General features: G+C 55.4%; 27 protein-coding genes and 1 pseudogene. 4 read left to right on the forward strand and 24 right to left on the reverse strand.

Annotated features, from left to right (window positions below; translation table 11 throughout):
• Positions 1–2: 2 nt before the first annotated feature.
• From HBN61_RS08680 to HBN61_RS08730, 11 genes are all read right to left on the reverse strand, one after another.
• A complete protein-coding gene (locus tag HBN61_RS08680) occupies positions 3–2,729 on the reverse strand; it encodes a phage tail tape measure protein (protein WP_170046520.1) in 2,727 nt (908 codons plus the stop codon).
• Positions 2,719–2,838, reverse strand: coding sequence for a GpE family phage tail protein (locus tag HBN61_RS08685; protein WP_170046521.1), 120 nt, complete (start codon positions 2,836–2,838; stop codon positions 2,719–2,721). The genes HBN61_RS08680 and HBN61_RS08685 overlap by 11 nt, the downstream gene beginning before the upstream one ends.
• Positions 2,839–2,846: 8 nt before the next feature.
• Positions 2,847–3,176, reverse strand: a complete 330-nt coding sequence (locus HBN61_RS08690; RefSeq protein ID WP_170046522.1) for a phage tail assembly protein — start codon at positions 3,174–3,176, stop codon at positions 2,847–2,849.
• Positions 3,177–3,225: 49 nt separating this feature from the next.
• Positions 3,226–3,741: a phage major tail tube protein gene (locus tag HBN61_RS08695; protein WP_170046523.1), complete on the reverse strand. Its 516-nt coding sequence runs from the start codon at positions 3,739–3,741 to the stop codon at positions 3,226–3,228.
• A 57-nt stretch (positions 3,742–3,798) separates the two neighbouring features.
• Entirely contained in the window at positions 3,799–4,968 is a 1,170-nt protein-coding gene (locus HBN61_RS08700) for a phage tail sheath protein (protein WP_169892398.1), read from the reverse strand.
• A gap of 108 nt (positions 4,969–5,076) precedes the next feature.
• Positions 5,077–5,460, reverse strand: coding sequence for a hypothetical protein (locus tag HBN61_RS08705; protein WP_170046524.1), 384 nt, complete (start codon positions 5,458–5,460; stop codon positions 5,077–5,079).
• 9 nt (positions 5,461–5,469) lie between these two features.
• Positions 5,470–6,930, reverse strand: coding sequence for a phage tail protein (locus HBN61_RS22610; protein ID WP_170046525.1), 1,461 nt, complete (start codon positions 6,928–6,930; stop codon positions 5,470–5,472).
• On the reverse strand, positions 6,927–7,544 hold the full coding sequence (locus HBN61_RS08715; protein ID WP_170046526.1) for a phage tail protein I: 618 nt from the start codon (positions 7,542–7,544) through the stop codon (positions 6,927–6,929). The genes HBN61_RS22610 and HBN61_RS08715 overlap by 4 nt, the downstream gene beginning before the upstream one ends.
• Positions 7,541–8,455 (reverse strand): baseplate J/gp47 family protein, encoded by a 915-nt coding sequence (locus HBN61_RS08720; protein WP_170046527.1) that lies wholly within the window; start codon positions 8,453–8,455, stop codon positions 7,541–7,543. The genes HBN61_RS08715 and HBN61_RS08720 overlap by 4 nt, the downstream gene beginning before the upstream one ends.
• The gene (locus HBN61_RS08725; RefSeq protein WP_170046528.1) at positions 8,452–8,796 is read right to left on the reverse strand and encodes a GPW/gp25 family protein; all 345 of its coding nucleotides are present in this window, start codon (positions 8,794–8,796) and stop codon (positions 8,452–8,454) included. The genes HBN61_RS08720 and HBN61_RS08725 overlap by 4 nt, the downstream gene beginning before the upstream one ends.
• Positions 8,793–9,365: a phage baseplate assembly protein V gene (locus HBN61_RS08730; RefSeq protein ID WP_170046529.1), complete on the reverse strand. Its 573-nt coding sequence runs from the start codon at positions 9,363–9,365 to the stop codon at positions 8,793–8,795. The genes HBN61_RS08725 and HBN61_RS08730 overlap by 4 nt, the downstream gene beginning before the upstream one ends.
• Positions 9,366–9,519: 154 nt before the next feature.
• On the opposite strand from HBN61_RS08730, the gene HBN61_RS08735 reads away from it, so the two are divergent.
• Both HBN61_RS08735 and HBN61_RS08740 read left to right on the forward strand, forming a co-directional pair.
• Positions 9,520–10,659 (forward strand): AAA family ATPase, encoded by a 1,140-nt coding sequence (locus tag HBN61_RS08735; RefSeq protein ID WP_170046530.1) that lies wholly within the window; start codon positions 9,520–9,522, stop codon positions 10,657–10,659.
• A gap of 34 nt (positions 10,660–10,693) precedes the next feature.
• A complete protein-coding gene (locus HBN61_RS08740; protein ID WP_223182418.1) occupies positions 10,694–11,272 on the forward strand; it encodes an HNH endonuclease in 579 nt (192 codons plus the stop codon).
• Between the two features lie 11 nt (positions 11,273–11,283).
• Here HBN61_RS08740 and HBN61_RS08745 read toward each other — a convergent pair whose 3' ends face one another.
• The 12 genes and pseudogenes from HBN61_RS08745 to HBN61_RS08795 form a co-directional block, all read right to left on the reverse strand.
• On the reverse strand, positions 11,284–11,745 hold the full coding sequence (locus tag HBN61_RS08745) for a phage virion morphogenesis protein (protein ID WP_170046532.1): 462 nt from the start codon (positions 11,743–11,745) through the stop codon (positions 11,284–11,286).
• On the reverse strand, positions 11,735–12,217 hold the full coding sequence (locus HBN61_RS08750) for a phage tail protein (RefSeq protein ID WP_170046533.1): 483 nt from the start codon (positions 12,215–12,217) through the stop codon (positions 11,735–11,737). Before HBN61_RS08750 ends, HBN61_RS08745 begins: the two co-directional genes overlap by 11 nt.
• Positions 12,214–12,408, reverse strand: coding sequence for an Rz1-like lysis system protein LysC (lysC, locus tag HBN61_RS22470; protein WP_249275336.1), 195 nt, complete (start codon positions 12,406–12,408; stop codon positions 12,214–12,216). Before lysC ends, HBN61_RS08750 begins: the two co-directional genes overlap by 4 nt.
• Entirely contained in the window at positions 12,314–12,757 is a 444-nt protein-coding gene (lysB, locus tag HBN61_RS22615; protein ID WP_094993000.1) for an Rz-like lysis system protein LysB, read from the reverse strand. The genes lysC and lysB overlap by 95 nt, the downstream gene beginning before the upstream one ends.
• Positions 12,754–12,960 (reverse strand): hypothetical protein, encoded by a 207-nt coding sequence (locus tag HBN61_RS08760; RefSeq protein ID WP_094992999.1) that lies wholly within the window; start codon positions 12,958–12,960, stop codon positions 12,754–12,756. The genes lysB and HBN61_RS08760 overlap by 4 nt, the downstream gene beginning before the upstream one ends.
• Entirely contained in the window at positions 12,957–13,799 is an 843-nt protein-coding gene (locus HBN61_RS08765; protein ID WP_170046534.1) for an N-acetylmuramidase domain-containing protein, read from the reverse strand. Before HBN61_RS08765 ends, HBN61_RS08760 begins: the two co-directional genes overlap by 4 nt.
• On the reverse strand, positions 13,796–14,110 hold the full coding sequence (locus HBN61_RS08770) for a phage holin, lambda family (RefSeq protein WP_094992997.1): 315 nt from the start codon (positions 14,108–14,110) through the stop codon (positions 13,796–13,798). The genes HBN61_RS08765 and HBN61_RS08770 overlap by 4 nt, the downstream gene beginning before the upstream one ends.
• A gap of 50 nt (positions 14,111–14,160) precedes the next feature.
• Positions 14,161–14,373 (reverse strand): tail protein X, encoded by a 213-nt coding sequence (locus tag HBN61_RS08775; RefSeq protein WP_170046535.1) that lies wholly within the window; start codon positions 14,371–14,373, stop codon positions 14,161–14,163.
• Positions 14,373–14,834 (reverse strand): head completion/stabilization protein, encoded by a 462-nt coding sequence (locus HBN61_RS08780; protein WP_097192422.1) that lies wholly within the window; start codon positions 14,832–14,834, stop codon positions 14,373–14,375. Before HBN61_RS08780 ends, HBN61_RS08775 begins: the two co-directional genes overlap by 1 nt.
• Positions 14,835–14,951: 117 nt before the next feature.
• Positions 14,952–15,656, reverse strand: a complete 705-nt coding sequence (locus HBN61_RS08785; protein WP_170046536.1) for a phage terminase small subunit — start codon at positions 15,654–15,656, stop codon at positions 14,952–14,954.
• Positions 15,657–15,659: 3 nt separating this feature from the next.
• Positions 15,660–16,694, reverse strand: a pseudogene (locus tag HBN61_RS08790) (phage major capsid protein, P2 family).
• Positions 16,695–16,735: 41 nt separating this feature from the next.
• A complete protein-coding gene (locus HBN61_RS08795; protein WP_170046537.1) occupies positions 16,736–17,569 on the reverse strand; it encodes a GPO family capsid scaffolding protein in 834 nt (277 codons plus the stop codon).
• Positions 17,570–17,737: 168 nt separating this feature from the next.
• On the opposite strand from HBN61_RS08795, the gene HBN61_RS08800 reads away from it, so the two are divergent.
• Both HBN61_RS08800 and HBN61_RS08805 read left to right on the forward strand, forming a co-directional pair.
• On the forward strand, positions 17,738–19,495 hold the full coding sequence (locus HBN61_RS08800; protein WP_170046538.1) for a terminase ATPase subunit family protein: 1,758 nt from the start codon (positions 17,738–17,740) through the stop codon (positions 19,493–19,495).
• Positions 19,495–20,508 carry a phage portal protein gene (locus tag HBN61_RS08805; protein ID WP_170046539.1) on the forward strand — a complete coding sequence of 338 codons (1,014 nt, stop codon included), beginning with the start codon at positions 19,495–19,497 and terminating at the stop codon, positions 20,506–20,508. The genes HBN61_RS08800 and HBN61_RS08805 overlap by 1 nt, the downstream gene beginning before the upstream one ends.
• A gap of 49 nt (positions 20,509–20,557) precedes the next feature.
• Here HBN61_RS08805 and HBN61_RS08810 read toward each other — a convergent pair whose 3' ends face one another.
• Positions 20,558–22,198 (reverse strand): hypothetical protein, encoded by a 1,641-nt coding sequence (locus HBN61_RS08810; protein ID WP_170046540.1) that lies wholly within the window; start codon positions 22,196–22,198, stop codon positions 20,558–20,560.
• Positions 22,199–22,216: the final 18 nt, after the last annotated feature.

A 22,216-nucleotide genomic window follows, 5' to 3' on the forward strand; every position in this document is an offset into this window, starting at 1 on the left:
GATTACTCCAGATCACCCAATTTGCTGCGCATGCGCACGGCTTTTTCGCTCTTAATGCGGCTCAATTCGGCGCGCACGGCACGGGCGATGGCTTGGGCATCCATGTTGGGCGTGGGATGGATGTTGATTTCGTAGCGGTCATTACTGTCGTAGGTGGTCGGTGCGGGCGGGCTGATGGGTGGGCGCATATCAACGGCCAGCGCCGGGGTGCTGAGTGTGCCGAGGGCAAGTACACCCGTGGCTGTCAGTTGTTTTCCGAGCTGGCTGATGGCGTTCAGCGGGCCTTTGCCACCCTCGACCAGACCTTGTGTCAAGCCCGCCATCGTGTAGCTCCCCAACTGCAAAAACACCCGCGAGGGGCTATGGATATCGAGCTTTTCCTTGAACCAACTAATGGTCGAATCGCCGATGCTGTTGATGGCGTCTTTAACCTTGCCCAGGCCAGCATAAAGCCCGTTAACCAGTCCGTTGACGATCATGCTGCCGAACTCGGTAAAGCGGTTGGGCAGGTCGATCCCCAAATAGCGCAGTACACCAGCAAAGGCCTGGTAGATCAGGCCGATAGGGCTGAAGTTTGCCAGCACCGTCAGGATGCTGCCAATGCCGCCCTTAAAGCCCGCTTTGATTTCTTTCCAGGAGCTGTCGAAATAACCTTTAACCGCGTCCCAGTTTTTGTACATCAGGTAGGCGGCGCCGGCGAGCAGCGCGATGATCACACCAATGGCCAATACAATCGGGTTCGCAGCCAGCGCCCACAGTGCAATGCCTACCGAACGCAATGCGGTGATCAAAGCTCCGCCCATTAAGCTGACCAGGACGCGTAAACCTTGGGCCAGCATCGGTAAAGCATTTCGGGCTAAGCCGGTTATTGTCGGGAACAGATTACGAAACACTTTAAAGATGCCGCCGCCTTTGATCCCAAACATCGTCATGCCATAGCGCAGTACCACAAATGGGCCGATCAAGCTGGCAAGGGTCAGTGCCAATGCGCCAAATGTAGCGGCCATAACGCCGACGACCATCACCGTTTTCAACACAGCGGCTGCTGCGGCCGGGTTTTCCTTCATCCAGGCCGTGAGTTCTTTGATAGCGACGGTGATTTGTTTTAACGCAACTACATAGGTCGGAAGGATCGCGTCGCTCATTTCGCGATAGGCGTTGGCCTTTTGTGCGAGCAGTTCCAGCTCATTGCCCTGGGTGCTATCGACGGCTTTGACGTACAACTGATCAATGCCATCAGCACCCTCGTTGAGCCTGGCGTTTTTGTGGATCTGATGGCGTTGCAAATACATCTGCGCGAACAGGTTGGAAGCCGTACGGTTGGAGAAAATACTGCCGATGGTATCCAGCACCTTGTTCTTGTCGGTGATGCCCTTGGCAGCCAACTGCGGCAGCAGGATCTTCTCCATCCATTCGAATTGGTTCTCGCGGAACAGCTCGCTGCCCTTGATCGCCCCCACGTCCAGAAAAGCGATCTGACCGGCCTTGTCGTGTTTGACCTTTTTCGGATCGACCAAGCCGAGTTGCTCCATGTTGTTGGCCGCTCGTTTGGTGGTTTTACCCTGATAGATGTTGGAATAGGCGCTCATCATCGCCGTACCTACTCGGTGCCCGCCCATTTCTTGCACCAAAGGTTCCATTTGGTAGTAGAAGGCTTCGTCCTTGATACCTTTGGCTGCAACGCCGCCAGTCTTGATCACGTTCAGCCATTCGTTCGGACCGACCCGGCCACCGGTGGCGGTGAGGATGCGCTGCACAATGTCGGCCTGGTTGATGAATGCCTCTTTGCTGGCCAGCCCGCCGCGCATTTCGATGACCTTGAGCATGTCCATGAACTTGCGTTCGTTATCCGCGCCTTGCTCTTCGCCGAACAGCGCGTGGTTGGCGAACTTCATCTTGGCCAGCGTAGGGGCAACCATTTCCGCCTCGTGTTCATCTGCAAACACGGTCATGGCATCACGCACCAACGTCAGGTTTTCGGTGACGCTGGTGCCGTAGGTTTTCATTTGTTTGGCGAAGTTGATTGCCTTGCTGGTGTCCTCTTTACCAAGGCCCAGCGCAGCCACCCGTTGTTCTTCCAGCGCGAAGTACTTGCCTTCCTTTAAGGGCGCATAAAGCCCGCGACCGATGCCATAGGCCACGCCCATGCTTGCAGCACCTTTGGCGGCGGAGTTGCCCGCCAGTTGTTGGCCCTGTTGATAGGCTTTGCCCGCTCGGGTCATACGCTGCTGCTGTTTGGTCAGGGCTTCTAACCGTTTGCGTTGGGTGTCGATCTGACGGTTCGCATCGGCCATTTGCTGTTTCAGCCGACGTTCATGCTCGCTCAAATTGCGTGTATCGACCCCGGTGGCTTTGAGGCGTTGACGCAGTTGATTGAGCTGTTGGTTTTGACTGATTTCTTGCTGCTTTAACTGCTGGAGCGAGCGCCTGGCTTTGTCAAGTTCGCGCTGCATGGCGCGGGTCGGTGTGGTGGTTGAGGCCATTTGCCGACCCAGTTCGCGGGCTTTGTTGCGAGCAGCCACCAACTCGGCGCTGGTGTTGGCCAACCCCTGTTTGAGCTGGCGGAATTCGCCCACTTGTTTCTGCGCGGCACCCAAGCCTTTAAGGCTGTCGCGAGCAGTCTTGAGCGCTTGCGCCGCTTTGGCAGATTGCCCCTGAATGCTACGCAACGGCGCGGTGACTTTGTCGATGGCGGTGAGCAATACCCTAAGTCTTAAATCATTCGCCATCAGTGGAACTCCGCACCCTGGCGCGCTCGCGCCAGTTCATCAGTTCTTGCAGGCCCAACTGATCCATATCAGTCGGTGCCCAGTGAAAAACCACAGCCAGATCAGCCATAGCGTCTTCTACGCAACGAGGTACACATCCGCCTTCGCCGACTTCTGCAACAAAAAACTGGCGATCTTGCTGCCGATTGCCAACAGGTCGGCCGGGTCCATGCTTGCGGCTTCAGGGGCGGTGATGCCGGGGTTGCTGATGCGCGGAATCACTTTGATCAGGCTCGACACGTCCATATTCAGCAGGTCGATCAGCAACACGCCGCGCAGCTCACCTGACGAAGGTTTACGCAGGGTGATGCTGGCGATTTCGGTGTTTCCGCGTTTGATCGGCTGGTCGAGGGTGACGCAGTTGTCATCGGCAGCGGGCAGGGTTTCAGCGGTGTCAGAGGTGTTCATGTGTGGCTCCAGGTGATGGCGTTAACGAGGATGGGTGACGGAACTCGGATCAAATGCCCAAGGCGCTACGTTGTTTTTCCAGCATGTCCACTCCGTTGACCTTCTCGATAAAGTTGAGCAGGTCGATTTCGATGATTTCCTCGTTATCGACGGTCAGCTTGTAGTAGGTACAGGTAGTTTTCATGCTGTGCTCGGTGTCTTCGCCGGGTTTGGCATCACCCATTTCGATGGACTCGTGCCGGCCGCGCACAACGATTTCCACAGTGCTGGTTTCGCCTGTGTCGTCTTGCTGAAACGGGCCGGAAAAACGCAGGGCGACGGCGGACGCATTGACGGCGCCGAACTGTTTGAGTGAGATCAGATCAAGGCCACCGGTTTTCCAGTCAAACTGGATGCCGTCGTCGGACATGCCCAGGTCGGCCTTGACCGCGCCGTTCATGCCGCCGCCGCGATAGCCTTCCATCTTGCGGGCCAGGGGCGGCAAGGTGACGGACTTGGCCACACCGAGGTAACTGTTACCGTCGTTGAACAGGTTTATATTTTTGAGCTTGCGAGGTAAGGCCATGTCGCGGTTCTCCGGTGAGCAGGCGCGGGGTTGGCTCCCCTTGCGGGGAGGCCCGGTTTAACGGTTGATCTTGCTGGCGAAGTCGATCAGGTAACGGTCGGTGATGCGTTGGCGCAGGGTCAGGTCTTCCAGAGGCGGCACCGGGGTGTAGTCGTAGTCGAGGTAGAGCTTGCCGGCCTTGAGCGTGTCTTTTTCGTTGATGTCGTCCGGGAACCAGCAACTGCCGCCGATCAAATACCCTTGCGAGATCAGTTCGCGGAACTTGGCGTTGATCCCTTCAACAATGTCGCGCACCAGGGACGCGTGCATCGGTTTATCAACTGCCCACATGTGTGCTTCGGCGATGGTGTCGGCGAGGATTTGCGCGGTGCGGGTGTAGTTCTCAAAGGCAAATAGCGGGTCGTCGGAGCACGTGCGGCTGCCCCAAAAGCGGTATCCGCCTTCATTGATCAGCGTGGTGACTTCGTTGCTGTTGAGGTAATTGGCATCGGTGGCCGGGTTTTGCAGGTCCCAGAACACGTCGGCACTGATGCCGGTCACGCCGTTGACGGGGACGTTGGACAGGGTTTTATGCCAGCCAATTTCCTGATCGATCTTGGCGCGTAAACCCAAGGCTCGGGCCACAGCTGACGCGACGGTGGTTTTGCTGGTGGTGGTATCGAAGTTCAGGAAGTCCGGCCAGATGACCATCATTTCGCGGGCGCCGAAGTTTTCGCGGTAGGCAACCACTTCCTCTTTGGTTTTGCAGTCCCACGCGCTGACGTAGGCGAATGCGCGTAGCTGCTGGGCAATGCTCGCCAGTGCGGTGGCCACCGGCAAGCTGTCCAGCCCCGGCACGCCGAGAATGCGCGGCACCATGCCCAAGCGAGCCTTGGCTGCGAGCAGGGCTTTCATGCCGGTGTATTTGCCGTCGGCGGTGGTGGTGCCGATAAGCGCGCTGGTGGTTTCGGCTTCGTCGGCGCCTTCCTTGACCCGCACCACGATGGTGTAGGGCTTGGTCTGGTCAGCGATGGCCTGCAAGCTGGCGGCGAGGGTGCCTTTGACCCCGGCTTTGCCAACAGCCGTTTGCACGTTGGTGATGAGTACCGGGGTGTCCAAAGGAAAGAACGCCGCGTCCGCGTCTTCGGCGGTACAGACCATACCGATAACGGCGGTGGGGATAGTGCGAATGGGGCGGGTGCCGTCGTTGAGTTCGATGACCCGCACGCCGTGAAGATAATCGGCCATGGGTGGTGCCTGCGCAGTGGGATGACACTGCACAGGCTGCCGCGCGCGCGGCGGTTGGGCGAGCAGGTGGGCTTGTAGGGCGAAGGGCTACAGGGCTTCGCCCTACAGTTAAGTCTTGTCGCTTGGCCAGGGATACAGCATTTGAATTTCTTTAAAGCGCGCAATGCCCGAGTCTCTAACTTCCTCCCATCCTGCTTCCCCCATCACCTGCATGCGGCTGGCTTCGGCAAAGTAACGGTCAGATCCCATAACAGGTTCAGCGAAGGCCGCCAGTCGCAGACGCTCCACGTCTTCACGTGTCCGCTCGATCACGGGTAGCGGTTGCTTGGTAATGCCCCCGTCTGCGCCCAATGTCCAAACACCATCGGTTTCGCAGATCAGTTTTTGCCAGAGCGTCGAATCGACCTCCACAGCATCTTCAGGGATCACGTGCGTGCCTTTGATAAGGCGCAAGTGAAGGGTTCCGTCCGGGTGAAACGTCACGTATTTCATGGACTCTTCTCAACTGCCGACAGCGATATAAGACAGGCCCGCTGAACCTGTCACGCCTGTGTTGTAGGTTTTGAAGCTGTCTCGGGTGACAGCGCCGCCGCTGGTCCCGTTTTCGCCGTCGCTGAGCCTGACGCTGTACTCGGCCGTCGTCGCATTGTTGTAAGCGCCGACAATGACCGCCCCTGCATCATTGGGAAACGGAATGGGAAAACGGGTGGTGTTGATGGTGGAGCCGGTAAGCGATACAGCCGCACTCCACTGGACGATCCAGCCGTTTAGCCAACTCGGAAAGATGATGTAGCCAGTACGTCCAATCACCATCTGAAAACCCCAGCGCAGCTTTTTTGGGGTGACGATGGTGGTGTTGTCAGTGCCAGCATTCACCTGCACCTGAGTCGCCAGACCCGCCGTACCCAGCGCACTTTCGGTGGCTTGCACCACCTTCTTTGCAATGGCCTGAAAGACCCGCAACGCGCTCATCGGCTTGTTGGTGTCAGCCCCCGTTTCAGCCTCGCTCTGGCTGGCAAATGCAACGCCATAGCCTGCCAGTGAATTGGGCGTACCAGTCAGCGATGAAAAAATGATGCCGGTCAAGCCCGATCCAACACCTGTGATGGGACCGGCGATTTCCACGCCATCAGCGGAAACCCGCACACCATTTCCATTGACCCAAGGCGTTGGACCCAACGCCATGAACGCCCGCGTTACACGGTCGTAACTTCCGAGAAAGCCTACCCCGGCCTTCTCTCCCCCAAACTGCCCGGCGATGACACCTGCAGCCCATGACGGACCCTCCACCGTGCGAATGTAGAGGCTTTTGGCATCGGTCAGGTTGATCGCGCCCGTCAGTGTTCCGCCCGTAAGGGGCAAGGCATCGGTGATACCGTAATCTTTCAGGGTGGTTGGGTTGCTGCCCGCAACCACGATCCCGCGAACGTCGATCTCAACCTTGGTAAAAGTACCCGCCTTACGGGTGGGGGGCAGTACGTTGGTGAACCAGTTGTCCACGTACTCGCGAGTCGCCAGAACCACTGAAGGGTCAATTTTCAGCTCGATGCTCGACGTGCTGCTGACGATCAAATTGATCCGAATGACTTGAGTGCGCCCCGAACCTTGAGTTAGCAGGGGTTTGAAAGTGGGCGCGCAGTTGGCGACGGCTACCAGGTCGCCTGCTGCGTCATACAGACCGATTTCACGTACCCACCAGCCACCTTCATTTTCAGGAATGATCTGCTCGGCAATGATGACACTGGCGTTTTTGGGATCAATTTTCACCTGATTCAAAGGTGCGCGGCGGCATTCGTTGATGAGTTTAGTTTGTAGCCGATTCGGAATGGGGTCTGCACCGTTGGCATCTCCGACGCCCATTTTAGAAAATGTCCAGGGCACACCCAGTGCGTCGGCATTGGCTTGTTTTGCTTCACCAATAGCGGTGAGGATGGCGAAAAACTGACTATTTTTGTCGGTCATGGGTAGATGTCCATTGTATCGATATGGTGTTCACGGCCGCCCATAGGCAAGTAGCCATTGACCTCAATGTCGCGCTGAGTCGGTGGGTAAACGCTGAGTTCGTCTCCTTCGTAGACACTGACCCCGACGAATACTGTGCCGCTGGATTCAAGGCTGATCGCAAGGCCAGTTAAATGGCGACTGACGGGTTTGGCGTCATCAATCAGGAAGGTCAGCTCCTGATACATTTCTTCGGTTATACCTGTTTCAAGAACGCCGACCTTGAGTGCGAAAGTGCCGGGTACGCCTTCGGGGATTGTTTGCCACCACTCGATAATCTCGATCAGATACCCCAAGGGCTCGACCACACGTCGCAGTGCGCCGATGGTGCCTTTGCGTGAGTGGATGACATAAGAGGCCCGAATTGCCGCCCGTTTAGTACTCTCCAGCCATTTCCCGTCCCACCGGTCTACGGATACAGACCAAGCCAGATACGGCAGCAACTCAGTAGGGCAAGTGCCGGGGTTCCACAATTGGCGCAATGGCACAGGGACACGTTGTATCTGCGCCAATGCTTGAGCCGCCTGGCGCTCTAGGTCGCTAGCATTGCGTGGCAGCAACGACGGGCTGGTCACGGCTCAACGCCTAACGTCAGCGCAACCGAGGTGCAAAAGGGCGCTTGATACGGCGTGGCGCGAATGTCTTGCCAGTTATCCAGCGCGACCCTGCGCACACCTTCCACATGCAGTGCGGCGTGAACGGCTGACTCTGACACTTCCATGCCCAACCGACGGCGCTGATGCACGTAAGCCAGTAGGCGTTTTTCTGCGGCGACAAGGATCGGTTCAGATTCGGGACCACTGCTGGTCAGGTACAGCGTTGCCTTGACTTGGTAGCGGATGACTTGTGCGGTTTGTACTGTCAGGCGATCCGCCACCGGGCGTCGATCATCATCGCTGAGATATGCCAGCACAGTTGCCAGCAACGCGGCGCTCGCCGTGCCGTCCCCGAGCAACGCTTGCACCGTCACCACCACGGCGGCGGGCGTGGGGCTTTCAGCGGTGGCATCACCCACCTGACCATCGGCGGCACGGGCGTGAATGATGTAGCTGTTACGCGGGCCTGCGGTGCTCAAGCCTTCCCACGCCATCTGCGCTCGCTCGCGCAGGCTGTCGTCGCTCTCCATCACGCGGGCGACAGGCGGGCTCGCGTTGGGCTTACCTTCCTGAATCACGAGTCGCTTGACGTTGAAATTGGCCGCGAGGTTGTCTAGGTCATAGTTGGTGGCCAGCGACAGCATGTTCGCCACCGCCGCTTCATTCACCCGTTGCCGCCAGAGGGTTTCGCGGTAGGCGTTCTCTTCCAGCAGCTTGGTCAGCGGCTCCGATTCCAGGTTCAGCCGTGCTGCGATTTCGGCCTGCTGCTCAACCGGCCATAGGCTGATGGCGTGAGCTTTGCGCTCGGCAAGGATTTGCTCGTAGTCGATTTGTTGCACGATTTGCGGCGTCGGCAATAGGCTGAGGTCGATGGCAGCGAAGGTGTTCATGCACCGCCTCCCAGTTGCAAGGGCAGGCTCATATTCAGCGCCTGATTGCGGTCGAGGATGCGACCTTCAATATCAATCACCACCTGGCCTTGCAACGTAGCACCGTGCAGTTGCACGCGGGTGACGTTGACCCGTGGTTCCCAGCGCATAATCGCCATCACACTGGCGGCATAAACCCGCAATCGCGTGACGTCGTTGAACGGTTGATCCACCAGCTCGGGCAGCAAACTGCCGTATTCGCGGCGCATCACACGAGTGCCGAGGCGGGTGGTCAGAATGTCGCTGATGGATTGGCCGATATGCTCGACTGTGCTGATCGTGGCACCCGTTTCACGATTCATTGCGGCGCTCCCGTTACAGAACCACCGGGCATCACGCCGCCGTGGGTGTGTTGGACCAAACTGATGCCTGCGGCCACCACATCGTCGGATACGGTGACTGTGCCGGTGACGGTTTGATTGCCGGTTTGGGTGTAATCGCCCTGGTGGGTGATCGGGCCGACAATGGTGATGCCGCCTGTGCTGACCAGTCTGGTCGTACCGCTGTCGGCCAATATCGCATTTAAATGGTGGGCGACGCTGTCGTACTCGATCACCGTGCCGTCGCGGTAGGTGCGGCGGTGCAAGCCTTCGCGCTCTCCGTTGGCCGGGTGCGCGGTGCTGTAGATACCGGTGAGGGCGATGCCGTTGGCGAGCTGGCCTGATGGGCTAAACAGGATTACCTGCTCATCTACAGTGGGCGGGTCCCAGTCCGTATCGGCCCCGGCGCGCAGGGCGATCCAGGGTAGCCAACCGGTCAGTAACTCTCCGGTTTTGACACGCACACGGGGTGGTTTCATCTGAGTTTCGGCAATGGTGCCGAACCGGATGAGGTTTTCGATCATGCGGGCGAGGGCGGGGAGGTTGTTCATGGTGTGATACTGAGCTTAAAGTGCCTCAGTCAGCAGCACTGTGGTGTGTAAATAAAGCGACTACAAGATAGACTTGGGTAGTGCATGCTTCATGGTTTGTTGATTTTTAAATGTTTTAATATCTAGTTTTTTTTGTTTTGAGGCTTTGATGTATATGGATGATTTGACTTCTAGTTTGGATTCTTTGGGGTCGGTAAATATAGTGATTGGTGAGAATGGCTGTGGGAAAAGTGAGTACCTAAATAGCCTGGCAGCTGGTTTTGTTCGTGAAGGAGTACCAGTCATTGCCATGGCAACTTCGATTTATGATAAGTTTAAAGTTAAAAGTAAGCTTTTTAATTTTCTTGGAGGGCGTCAAGGTAAAAATATTGTAGAGAAGACTATAAAGAAAGCGCTGGCTTATGGCTCTAAGAAAAATGAGGTTGGTTTTACTGGTTTGATTCGTGCGCTTATATATACTAGGTATGAGCCTGTTATTAGGGTGGTCGTAGAGGGTTTTGGAGAAGATGAAAACATAAGTGCGTATGTGGATAATTTATATTCGATAGAAATGATTGGTGCGGCAAATATTCTGAAAACAAAACTCGATTTTAATCGGGATGGATATTCGAAAAAAGAAGGCGTGTATGAATTTGATTTGACGGCTTCATACAGCAGTTCAACTGAGGGGGAGAGGCTTCGCGATCTTCTGCATAGTGAGGCTCATTTAAAAAAGTTGGGGGTAATTAAACAGCTGCGACTAGAATTGCTTCGGGGTGGAAATGTAATTCCTTTGTCAGGAGCGAGCTCTGGAGAGTTGATGATACTTTCAGGGTTGGTTCATATATCCACGCACATCGAAGTTGGTTGTGCGATAGTTATTGATGAGCCGGAAAATAGTTTGCATCCTCGTTGGCAGCAACAATACATTTCAAATATATTAGATCTTTTTTACAGGTTTGAGCCAAGAATAATAATTGCGACGCATTCTCCTCTAATAATACCTTTCGGAAACGAAAAGGTCAGAGTATTCAAGAAAGCTTCATGGGGGTTGTTCGAGGTTTCGGTATCGTCCAGTAATAACGAGGAGTTACTAGCTGAAGCATTTGGAGTTCTTACTCCGGAGAATAGATATTTGTCTGATGAAATGGTTAAAACTTTAAACTCACTAAGTTCAGGTGAGATTAGCCTTTCTTCGGCATTGGATACTGTGGCTATATACAAAGATAAAATTTACGATGGGCGGCAGATAAAGTTTCTTGATGATGTTTCTAGTTTGATGCTTGAAGTTAAAAGAGTTAAGCCGAATGCCTAGGAGACCAAAGTTCACACCTGTTGAAATTAGCGCTATGCGCGACGCTAGTGCGCGAGGGCATAAAGCGTGGGATGAGAACCCCAAGCTTAAAACCTTAAAGGATAAAATTAAGGCCTTCGGAAAAATAAAAGCCTTCGATACATGTTGCTACTGTATGCGCGATGTGCGTGGTGAGTTTAATATGGTTTTAGATATTGAGCATATTTTGCCAAAGTCCGAATATTTAAAGTATATGTTTACAGGGAAGAATCTTGCTGTTAGTTGCAAGAGATGCAATATGAATATTAAAGGTGCAGATTTGGGGTTTTTGGTGTCCAAGAGTTTGCCCAGACGAGCTCTTCGTTCAAGATATTATAAGTTTGTTCATCCAAATTTAGATCGCTATGACTCTCACCTTATACGTCTCGCTGTGCAGCGAGGTCGAACGATGGTTGTGAAATATGAAGTGGTCAACCAAAGTCGTAAAGGGTTATTTACATATGAGTATTTTGAGCTTGATAAGTTAGAGAGAAATAGTTTTGATAAGGCTCAAGGTATATCCCCCCGTGCGGAGTTAAAGGATAAGGGGATAAAGAAAGCGTTTGATCTAATATCGAAAGGCCTTGTGTCTTGATAGCTATTTTTTTATTTTTCAGTTAGGTGTGCGAGTAATTCGTTTTTCAGAAAATTTATGTCAGTGTTAGTAAACCCTAACACTTGCCGCAGCTTATATCTGACCTCCGGGGCATCAACCTCGGCCCGGTCTTTCAACCCGAACTGATGCACCCGAGCAATCCGCGCCACTCGCCCGGTAAACCCTACGCTGATCGAATGCTCATCGCCCTTGGCCTTTAAATAGCTGGCTCTGGGCATTTTCTGGAACATTTTTGCCTGACGCTTGATCCGCCCTTCCTTAAACTTCAGATCCCGTAGTTTGCGCGCAGAATATGAACTGCCGTCAGGATTACGCTGCTGTTTAACCCGCTGCTGCTGGCTACGTCGCAGCTTCTGCGCCAATGAGCGGGCCAGTTTACTACGGGCAGCGGGTTCCAGTTTGCTGAGCAGCACACCGGCCCAGTCTTCCAGTGCGTCCAGGTCATTGGCCATTTTGAATCATCCATTCGCCGTCGAGGCCCGAACTGCCGGGGCGCCATGCGGGGTCGAGATAGTTGGCGACTCGCTGTGGTTCGCCGGGGTGTTTGACGGTGATGTTACCGTCCGCATCCTGGCCCACGACCACGCGCTCAGTTAGTGGCAGGCGAATGCTCAGATCGACCTTGCTGTTATCCAGCACGTCCGCCTCAAACTTGATGCCTTGCGCCGACTTGTCGAGGTTTTCCAGCAGTTCGGATTGGTTGAAGCTGAGCCAGCCCAGCAGCGGCAGTATCACGCTGTCGGGGTGGCCTGCGTAGTCGGTGAGGATGATTTGCAGGTCGAAGCTGTATTCAAACGACAGGCTCGCGGCAGCGGTGCAGCGTACTTTGCCATTGTCGATAAAGATCAACATCCGGTCGGGGTTGTGTTTGAGTTCGGCGATGGTGGCGAGCAGGTGAGCGCGCAGGCTGTCGGGTTTGTTCATGGGGTGACCTGCTGTTGTTGAAAAATCATATCGACCTGCGCCGCGCACTCGGCCCACGCGGCTTCGGTGCGCTCCTGATCGGTGAGCAAGTCGCCGTTATGGTTTGGGCCGGTCGCTGGCAGTTGGCATGGCACCACGGCCGGACAGCCACTGACGATAAGCGTCGGCGCCGGTGAGGGCGGGGCGCTCACGCAACCGGCGAGCAATGTCAGGCAAAGGCTGGGCAGCCCAATCGCGCAGTGCAGTGTTTTCACGTTTCAGTCCCTCTATCTGAAGCTCGCGCTGGGCCAAGCCTTGGCGCAGTTGGTCGTGCAGGCCACGCAGTTGGCTTTGTGCCTGACGCTCCAGGTTCAGCGTGCGGTTCAGGGTGGTGGCGGTGTTCAAATTGCGGGCGGCGTCTTCGCGTGCTGCTTTCGCATCGTGTTGCGCCAGTTCCGTCGCTTGCCGTGCAACGTTGATGCGTTGCTGCTGACCCCAGATAAACAGCGCCAAGGCGCCAAGCAGGGCAAGCCCATACAGTACTTGGCGCAGGGCGCTCATGCGCGGTACCAACCCAGTTGGTTCATAGCGTCGATGTCCAGGTGTTCGACCGGACCACGAATGATGATGACCCGTGCATCGGGCTGCACATGACGCAGCGCCTCGATCAGGTCATGCATGCCTTCGGTTTCGGTGTTGTGTGGCACCACCAGCAGGTCGCCGTCCTGCACCCGCAGGGCGCGGACTTCGTCGAGATCGATCATGCCACCACCTCCTGACCACAACCGCAGTCCGCATGCCGCTCAAAGGCCCGTTGCAGTTTGATGTCGTACAAATTGCGCTGGTAATCCGGGCCGTTGTAGAGCTTGGCGAACTCGGCCCATTTACGCGCTTTGAGGGCTTTGTGCAGCGCTGGGTCGGTCTCGATAAAACGCACGAATGCGTCGAACTGCTGCGACTCGCTGGCACTCATGGCGGCGACAAACGCCTGGACGCTGGCATAGCCCAAGCGCTGCCAGTGGAAGCCCATGATCTGGAACGCACCCCAGGAGGCGGACTCAAGGGCCGCGTTGTCGTCGATCAGCCGCGCATGGCTCAACCGCTGATGCTCGGCGCTGCCTCCTGCATAACCACCCGGCTTTGGGTTGACGATGGCCGGATTCAAAGCGGTCACTTCGTCTGCGTGCTGTTTGAGTTGGGCCGGGTTATCCCCCTCGTGACGAGGGGTGGCTAACTGGCGATACATGATGTGCCGCTCGAATAGAATCACCGGCTTGCCGTTGTCGAGAAAACTTTTGCCGTTGGATTCCACTTCATTGACCGCGTAAACACTGGCCAGTGGCACGTCGAGGCGTTGGGCGGCGTTGACCAGGTCATGGTTTTTCAGCAACTGCTGACAATCGCCCCCAGACAGGCTCGCGAGGGTTTTAGTGCCAGCAATACCATCGGCCACCAGTCCGGCTTTCAACTGATAAGCGCGCACGGCGGTTTCGGTCAGGTCGCCGTAATGGCCGTCGGCGTTGAGTTTGGCCCCGTGGCTGTTGAGGTTGGTTTGCAGGATGCGCACCGCTTGCGAGCGGTCGCCGTGGCGCAGGGTGGTCATGATTGTTCTACCTTACGGATGAAAAACTTTTTGGCCGCCGCGCGGGTGCCTTCCACGCCCAGCAAACCGATCACGCCCCCAAAGAACGGTGCGGTGGTGATGGGCACGCCGATCAGTGCCAGGCCGTGACTCGCAGTGAGGGCCAAGGCGCCGCACAACGGTGCCTCGATCAATACGCGGCGCAGCGTGCCACCGCCGTACATCACCCGCAGGCCGGCAATGACCAGGGCTAAAACCCCGGCATACAGGGTTGGCCAGTTCTGTTCGAGCCAGGTGGCCAGCCAGGCCCAAGTGTCGGGACGTTCAGGCATGTGATGTTTTCCAGTGTCCAGGGGTCGTGGGTTCAAGGTTTTGCTGCGGTTCAGTCCCATAGGTTCACCACGTGCCGCTGAGGCGCGGCGGGTTGGGCGTCGGGCAGGTTCACCTGGGTGCCATGGGGCAGAAACGGGCCGTGTTCGGCCAGACCGGGGTTGGCCTCTAATACGGCCTCGGTCACGCCCGCCGTGCGGCCGTAATGGCGCCAACACAAGGCGTCAACCGTGTCGTTTTGTTGGGCGCGCACCGAGGTGGTCATCAGATCAGCTCCACGGTGGTGCGATTGGTACCGAGAAAATCACGCACTGCCCAGCGCAGATCGCGACGGTAGTCGTCGATATTCGGGGTGAGTTCTTCTGCGTTTTTATTGCCGCTGTTGGTGCTGTCGTAGGAGCGATAGCGTTCACAGACTTCGGCACCTGTCCCGGCCTCAATGGCGCGGCGGTACAGGTGGACCAATGCTGAAACGTCCTGTACCTGCTCGGCAGGCACTTGGGCTAGTTCGCTGTAGCCCGCTGCTTGCTGGATGGCGCGCCAGTCCTTCAGCTCGCGGTTGAGGTTGATGGCAGCCGAGATGCACGCAGTTTCCAGGCGCGCCGGGGTGACACTGGCATCGACGCGCAAGGTGCCGCGCAGCGCATCCAAATCGATGGACGGCCAGAAAGGGTCGGTGTTGATATGGCCGCTGGGCGTGCTGCCGCTGGCTACGAATCCGCTCATGCGTAAGCTCTAAATAGGTCGCCGGTGGTCGGGGTGTTACAGGGCAGCGCTAAAGACACTGCCTGTTCAACCCCGAGCCGGCGGGGTGCGTGGGGACGCTCGGTTAACCGTGGCAGCTTATTCAGCTGAAACAGTGTGTTTTTTCAGAAGGCGTTCGGCGCCATCCAGGTCTTTTTTACCGCCGCATCCGTCGTGCAGCTCAATCGCTCGTTTGAGCAAGTCAATGCCTGCTTCTAACTGACCCGCTTGCCCGCGTGTCTCAGCATTAAGGCCGACCAGCGTGGCGCGTCCGGCAGCCAGATAGAGCTTGGCGCGAGCCTGATCGGGCATGTCCTGGTCTTCGGTCATTTCGAGGGTGCGATACAGCACGCGAATGTCGAAGCTGTCGTCCCCAGCCTTTTGCGCTTTGAGCGCGGCTGAGGCGATTTCCTCGGCTACTAAACAGCCGGTTGTGCGCTCGAAACGATCCGGCATCACCAGTTTGTGTTTGAGCACGTAGGCCGCCACATCCAGTGCGCCTTTGTAATCGCCGGCATCGATCCGCCAGACCATGACGGTGGTCATGACTTCGTCTTGCGCGCCGTTGCCGGCTTCAAGCACGCCTTCGACGTAAGGGATGTATTCGGGCAGCAGTTGGAGCTTGAGCGCGGCCTTGCCTTCGTTGGACTGGATCGACTTCAGGCGCAGCCGATCCTGAAGCAGTTGGTTGAGCTGATGCTCGTACGCCGTCGCGCCCGCCATTGACTGCATGGGCGCGGTTTTAGCGGACTCCATCGCCGCACGGGCGCGGCGTTGGTGGGCTTGAGCAAGGCTGAGCGCCATGAGTTAACCCTCGCTGACCGGATCAGGTTCAACCGCATCGACCGGGGTGATGTTCTCCAGCAGGCACCCAAGGCCGTAGTCCTCGACCACGTAGGCGTCGTTTGACGACTCGTAGTTGCTGATGCGGTTCCACTCCGGTTCTTCTTTCAGGTAGCGACGGCGGGCCATGAGTTGCCAGTAAACCGACAGGTTGGCGAAGGTGGTGATCAGCACAGCGCCTTCGGGCATGTAAGGCACCTCGTATAGCGGCAGCCCGCCGACGCGACGTTGCGAGATGATCAGGTCGCTGGCCAGGGTGTTGGTGGCGTCCTGGTCTTTGTTGACCAAGGCCAGGAATTTGTCGTGTACCAGTTCACGGCCGGTCAGCACCACAAGGCCCGGATTGCGGCGATACCACGGGTCGAGCAACTGGATAGCGTCATACACCAGGGCGTCGATGTTTTTGAAGTCACCGTTTTTACCGATGCGAATTTTGCCTTTCTCGGCGCCTTCTTTGAGTACGCGGTCGGGAGCGTGCAAACGGTACTGCTCAAGCCAGCCGATGTTGACGTCTTCCAGCAGCGGGTTTTCGACGCGGTCCGTTTGTTCGGCCGCCTTGATGCCGTAGAAGCCGATTTAAATCCGGTCCAGGGCTTGGCGTTGGGCAATGGCGCTCGACAGGCGTGTCTGGAAGTCCGGGAACTTGGCCCAGGCATCCAGTTGGCGATAGGTGACGAAGGTGTCGAAGTCGGTTTTTTCGGCTTTGTACTTGTCGCTCGACAAGGTGCCGATGCTGCGTGGCTCGCGGGCTTTGACGTTGGTGTTAGTGCGGCCGGCAATGGTGCTGCCAACGCCCAGACCGACCTTTTCGCCTTCCTGCTCATCGACCCCGATGATGTTGATCTTGCCGAGGAACTCGCTGGATTCCTGAATCTTGGTTTCCAGTTTTTGCTGGATGCTCGGGTCTACGTTAAACGTGGCGTTGGCAGACTCGACGCCATTGAGTTTGGCCACTTGGCTGAGGTAGCCGGTAAAGAGTTTTCGTGTGTCGTTACGCATGGGTGTCTCCGGTCGTGAGCGTGCAGGTGTGGGCCGTCAGGTCAGAATTCAGCCAGTGCCTGGCTGCCGCCACCGGTCACCGGGGGGCGAGAGAGTTGGGAATGATCCTGAGTGTTGCCAAGGGTGGTTTTCAACGTGTTCAAGTCCGTGCTCAGTTGCTGCACTTGGGTCCGCAGTTCGCTGTTGCTGGTCTGGGCGGCTGAGAACTGCTCTTCCAGACTTTTTCCGTGCTCGGCAATGGCCTCGACGGCTTGGCCAATTGCACCGAACTCGCTGTCGTCCCTGGCTTCTTTGCGTTTGAGCAGGTCCTGAACCTTGCTGAACAATTGGGCACCGATACCGGGTTTTTCTTCGTATTCCTCGAAAACCAGCTCGGTTTCTTCGGCCACGGTGAACAGGTTGTCTGGCGATTGTTTACGCGATTTGAGCGGGCTGGCATCTGGATGCTGTGCCGAGAAGGCCAGCATTTCCGTGCCAAGGCTGGCCGGGGTGTCAGTGACGCCAAGGCCCATCAGGTAAGCCTTGCCGGTGTCGGCAAATTTCTCGCGCACTTCGATGCTGGTGAAAATCTTCTGCTTCAGCTTGTTGACCATGCTGACTAAATCGTCTGTCGGCTCAATCTGGGCAAACAGCGCCCGCACCTTTTTGCCGTTGATTTCGACCTCTTCAGCCTTGACCGCAAGAATGTCGCCGTACGCGCGGAAAGGAGAGTCGGGCAGGGTGCCGCGAATGTGTTCCATCCACACGCGGGCGCCGTATTTGCTGCGGTCGTAACTGGTGGCCATCTGGTCGATCCAGTCGCCTTCAATGCGACGCCCGTCGGTGGTCGCGCCTTCAACGGCGACCCGGAACCATTTGCTGCGAAATTTTTTCATGCCGTAGATCCTCGATGCGTGGGGCGCGTTCCTCTCGGAAAAGACGCGTTGCAATGAGGGGCATGGTCGGGACGCGCGCGTGTTGCGGCAATGAGGCGCCCTTGTAGGGCTGGGGGTTACAAGGGGGGCAGCTATTGAGTAACGGGCGCGGGCGGCAGCATCGCGGCCATGACTACGACCGCTTTGTTACCGATGGATGCGCGCCGCCAATCCAAATTTCTATATTGGATGGGTTGGCGCATCTGTGAGATCGCCGAGGCTACGGGCGAAAAAGAGAAAACGCTACACAGCTGGAAGACCCGCGACGAGTGGGATCGGGCGGACAACGTCGAGCGCATCGGCGGCGCACTGGAAGCACGCCTGGTGCAGTTGATCCTCAAAGAGGGCAAGACCAGCGGCGACTTTAAGGAAATTGATCTGCTGCATCGCCAGCTTGAGCGCCAAGCACGGATCGTGCGCTATCAGGGCGGAGGCACTGAAACTGACCTCAATCCGAACCTTGCCAAGCGCAACAGCGAGCCGAAGAAAAAAGCAGTCAAAAACGAGATCAGCGAAGACCAGATCGAGCTGCTGCGCGAGGCGTTTATTGATGGCTGTTTCGATTACCAGAAAGACTGGTACCGGGCGGGTAATCAACGCACCAGGGTCATTCTAAAAAGTCGACAGATCGGCGCCACGTACTACTTTGCCCGCGAGGCGTTTATCGATGCGCTGGAGACCGGGCGTAATCAGATTTTCCTGTCAGCATCCAAGAACCAAGCCTACTTGTTCCGGGGCTACATCCTGGCATTCGTACGCGAGGTGTGCGGGGTCGAGCTGACGGGTGATCCGATTGCGCTGCCTAACGGCGCCGAGCTGTTTTTTCTCGGAACCAACGCCCGAACGGCACAGGGTTATCACGGCAATTTCTACTTCGACGAGTTCTTCTGGACGTTCAAGTTTGAAGAGCTGAACAAGGTCGCTTCGGGCATGGCGATGCACAAGAAGTGGCGTAAAACCTACTTTTCCACGCCATCGAGCATGGCCCACGAGGCGTATACCTTCTGGACGGGTGAGCGTTTCAACAAGGGCAAGCCCGCCGCGCAACACACCAAAGTTGACACCTCTCACGGCAGTTTGCAGCAAGGGCGGTTCTGTGAGGATCGGGTATGGCGGCAGATTGTCACCATTTTGGACGCGGAGCGGGGCGGCTGTGACCTGTTCGACATCGAGGAGCTGCGCCGCGAGTACAGCCCGGAAGCGTTCGCCAACCTGTTGATGTGTGATTTTGTTGACGACGGAGCCAGCATCTTTCCGCTGGCCCTGTTGCAGTCCTGCATGGTCGATAGCTGGGTCGAGTGGGCTGAAGACTACAAGCCGTTTGCTTCACGCCCGTTCGGCGACCGACAGGTGTGGATCGGTTACGACCCGGCTGAAACCGGCGACTGTTCCGGTTTGGTGGTGTGCGCGCCACCGCTGGTACCCGGTAGCAAGTTCCGTGTACTGGAGCGCCACCAGTTCCGGGGCATGGACTTCGCAGCACAGGCGGCGTTTATCAAAAGCGTCTGCGACCGCTATTGGGTGACCTACATCGGCATCGATGTCACCGGCTTGGGCAGCGGCGTGGCGCAATTGGTGCGCCAGTTCTTCCCAAATGTCACTACCTTCAGCTACTCGCCCGAAGTCAAAACCCGCTTGGTGCTCAAAGCCTATGACGTGATCCACAACGGCCGGCTGGAGTTCGACGCCGGCTGGACGGACATGGCTCAGTCGCTGATGGCCATCCGCAAAACCGTCACCGCAGGCGGTCGCCAATACACCTACACCGCAGGGCGCAACGACACCACCGGCCACGCCGATCTGGCCTGGGCGCTCTTTCACGCATTGCACAACGAACCGCTGGAGGGGCAAACCGCCTCGAATACCGGGCGGATGGAGATTTTTTAATGAACGATCAATCGGTCGCCGCACCTCACGTGGCAGACGGCAAAGTGAATCAGTCGATTCAGGCCTTCAGTTTTGGCGATCCGACCCCGGTGCTGGGCGGTCGTGCGGTGTTTGATTATCTGGAATGCTGGTTTAACGGGCGCTGGTACGAACCGCCGTTGTCGCTCGACGGGCTGTCGCGCTCGGTGGGTTCCAGCGTGCATCTGCATTCGGGCCTGACCTTCAAACGCAACCTGCTGAGCAAAACCTTTATCCCGCACCGGCTGTTGTCCCGTGCCGCGTTTGAACAGTTCGCGTTGGATTTTCTCAGCCTTGGCAACGGCTACATCGAAGCGCGCCGCTCGATGCTGGGTTCGACCTTTCAACTCAAACCGGCGTTGGCCAAGTACATGCGGGCAGGGCAGGACGGGCGTTATTTTCTGGTGCAGGGCTGGAAGGAAGAACACGAATTCGACGCGGGTAGCATATTCCAACTGCGCGAAGCTGACTTGCACCAGGAGGTGTACGGTCTGCCGGAATGGATCAGTGCGCTGCAGTCAGCGTTGCTCAACGAATCCGCGACGTTGTTTCGCCGCAAGTACTACGAAAACGGAAGCCATGCCGGGTTCATCCTCTACATGACCGACCCCGCGCAGAACGAGTCTGACGTCGATGCCCTGCGCAAAGCGCTGAAGGATTCCAAAGGGCCGGGTAACTTTCGCAACCTTTTCGTGTACTCGCCAAACGGTAAAAAAGACGGCATTCAACTGATCCCTGTCAGTGAAGTCGCGGCCAAAGACGAATTCAGCTCAATCAAAAACCAGACGCGTGATGACATACTGGCAAGCCTGCGTATACCGCCGCAGCTGATGGGCATTGTTCCGCAAAACGCTGGCGGATTTGGTTCGATTAGAGAGGCGGCGCAGATCTACGTGGCGAACGAGCTGGAGCCGATTCAATCGCGCATGACTCAGTTGAATGATTGGCTGGGGGAAGAGGTAGTTTCTTTTAAAAAATATGAAATAAGTTTTTGATATTTAGTAGAAGCATGATCGTTAAGTGATCATGCTTCGGTTTTCATAATTATTTTCTTGATTTGAATAATATTCCAACTCCTGTGTTGGTTAGGTCTGATTTCTCTTGTTTGATGAAGTTGAATTTTTCCTTAAGGTCTTTCATGCTTGGGATTACTCCTGTTAGATTCGCTGCTGTAGCAATAGCGCCATAAGCAGGTATTCCAGTTATAGCTGCAGCAAGTTCAATTCCGCCAACTACAACAAATGATCCTATATCGCGCCCAGCAAATTTCCACTGTTTTCCACGCAATTCTTTGATTTTTGCTTCGTGTTTTTCGAAAGCTTCCTGGATGTTATTTAGAACGTGGTCGCCAGTACGGAAAAAGTTGTTTGGCCGTGCGTCAATTATGTCTGAAATACCTGTGCCCAGTAAGCTTCGTATTTCTTCAAGAGCGTCGTTTTTTCTTATTTCGATTAGCGCGTCTATAGGGACTTCTCCCAGCCAAGATATTTCATTCTTTACTGTGGTTTGTAGTGCTCTCGAAATATGTAGATTTTTTAATCCTTGATCGTCATAGGCTTTAGAGTTTTCTTTAAGCATTATATTGAACCACAGCCAACTTGTTTCTGCTCTAATTACTGGGGTTCCATGAAGCGAAGAACTTCTCTGTAGTGAGTTGTTTGCTTGCGAGAAGCGGCTAAACATGTTTATAAAGACTGCATCGCCCGGGCTGATTGCACCGAGCTTTTGCTGATTCTCTTGTATATAGCGAGAGATGTGGTTTTCATAACTCCCATCCCACTCAGTGGAGAAAGATAACCTTTTGGGATCTTTCACAATCTCAGAGAATTTTTTAGGATCTTTTATACTTCTTAGATATTCAAGCAGTTCTTTTGGATCACTGAAGTTCTGATCGAATAGTGTGTTGCCGTAGTTGATGGTGTCCTGTTCGGCGCATAAGTTAATGTATTTTCCGTAATTTTCATCTAGTCGGTGGCGATCTGGAAGGATTGCTATTATTGGTTTGTCCAAATCCAGTAATGCAATATCTTTGTATTGAAGCACCTGTAGTGCAAGGCGTAGAACTTCCTCTACTCGCTCTTGTTGAGGCATTACTGCGAATAGCGAAGATATTTTTACGAATGGGTCAGGCAAAATTGTTGTGTCGAAGTATATACCCGTTGAACTGGCGAGGTTGGAATATCCGTCTGGGAAAAGCTCCCCTGTGAAAATTGCTTTAGTGTCAATGCTATCTTCAAGGTGTATCCAGGTCGGCTCACTAATGTTTGTCCAAAATTTAATAATCTCAGTGGTGAACTCATCAATTATCTCAATGTTCTCATTAACTCTAATTTCGTCTGATGCAAACCAGGCTGAAAATTTATATGGATCAACCTCGGCTTTTCTCATCATTTCATATGGAACGCCGAAAGCGTCATGTACGCGATTAAAATAGGCGGCCTGAATGTCTTTCAAAGATACAAGTTCTTTCCACTCTTGGCGGTCTGCCATGTATGCCATCGCACTAAGGGAAGATCTTATAAAGCCATCAATTGAATCAGGATCTACCATGCCATCGGGAAGAGTCTTGATCCTTCGAAAGCTTTCTTGAAACTGCGCCTTTAGGTGCTCAGCTACGTGAAATTTTCCAGAGCTGACCATTTCTTTAAGTAGCAGATATCTCCGGTGAAGCTCCTGTCTTTCCATTTACACGCTCCTTAAAAT

It is taken from the genome of Pseudomonas sp. WS 5071 (assembly GCF_012985765.1).
GTDB classification, from domain to species: domain Bacteria; phylum Pseudomonadota; class Gammaproteobacteria; order Pseudomonadales; family Pseudomonadaceae; genus Aquipseudomonas; species Aquipseudomonas lundensis_A.